This window comes from Campylobacter sp. RM16189 (assembly GCF_012978815.1).
Taxonomy (GTDB): Bacteria; Campylobacterota; Campylobacteria; order Campylobacterales; family Campylobacteraceae; genus Campylobacter_A.
The window spans coordinates 1-961 of sequence record NZ_LIWR01000028.1; the positions used below are offsets into that span (position 1 = coordinate 1).

Here is a 961-nt window from a genome sequence, read left to right on the forward strand (position 1 = left end):
ATCAAACTCACCATCATAAGCATCGCTTCTGTTTCTAACACCAAGTACAAGCACTATAAGCTCATGATCTTTTATCTTGCATATTAGTCTATATCCTCCGACTCTATATCTCCAAAGACCAGATAGATTTCCAATAAGTGGCTTGCCTTTATCACGAGGATTATCTAAGCCTTCTATCTCTTTTAGCTTTTTAAGTATTTTAATGCTAATACTATTATCTAACTTCTTAAGCTCTTTTAATGCATTCTTACTAAAATTTACTTTCATATTTTTACGCCAAGCTCTTTAGCTACTTCATCAAGAGTATAAAACTGAGGATTAGGATCACTCTCTATCTTTTTTAACTCTTCCATGGCATCTATATAATCATTCATATCTTCTAAGAATCTTTTTATAGCTTCTTGAACATAAAAGCTTTTTGTTCGTTTGGTATCTTTTGCTAATCTCTCAAGCTTAGTTCCTATATCTTTATCTAGTCTAACTGAAATTTGCATATTTAGTCCTTTGTATTATTTGCATTACAAGTATTATAGCATATTTTATAAAAACAGTTAAGTTGATGTGTTGAGATATGAAGTATAGATTAATTATATTGCCTAATAACCATAAGCCTTAAATTCACTCTTTTATTTTTTATTTAGTATCACCAATTCACACCCTCACATCCACTCTCTTATAAAATCTATCCTTTTCTTGTATCTGTTTATCATTGCTATTTAGAGTATGGTTAAGATATGAGATATTGTATAGCTCATTTGAGCTTATTATGCTTTTATCGGCTAGATGTATTAAAAACCTAACTTCATTGTTTTTCATTATCTTACTTATCGCTGTTGCCCCAAGCTCTTTTAGACTTACGAATTTATCATCTTGTTTAATAGCTATGGTTTCAAAGTCAAGGCTGTTTAACTCTTCCTTACTCATATTCTTAGCTTCAAGGTTAATGCTTGCTCTTTTATCT

Annotated in this window: 2 protein-coding genes and 1 pseudogene; all 3 read right to left on the reverse strand. The window is 30.4% G+C overall.

Translation table 11 applies throughout. The features are described from left to right. The coding region (locus tag CDOM16189_RS07990; protein WP_169976266.1) for a type II toxin-antitoxin system RelE family toxin at positions 1–267 on the reverse strand (267 nt) is incomplete at its 3' end. Next, positions 264–494, reverse strand: a complete 231-nt coding sequence (gene relB / locus CDOM16189_RS07995) for a type II toxin-antitoxin system RelB family antitoxin (protein ID WP_169943208.1) — start codon at positions 492–494, stop codon at positions 264–266. The genes relB and CDOM16189_RS07990, both read right to left, overlap by 4 nt. Before the next feature lie 157 nt (positions 495–651). Continuing rightward, positions 652–961, reverse strand: a pseudogene (locus CDOM16189_RS08000) (response regulator); the annotation flags it as partial.

Bases quoted from the DNA above. Each gene is read 5' to 3' on its own strand.
- relB (WP_169943208.1), bottom strand. From the start codon at position 494: ATGCAAATTTCAGTTAGACTAGATAAAGATATAGGAACTAAGCTTGAG.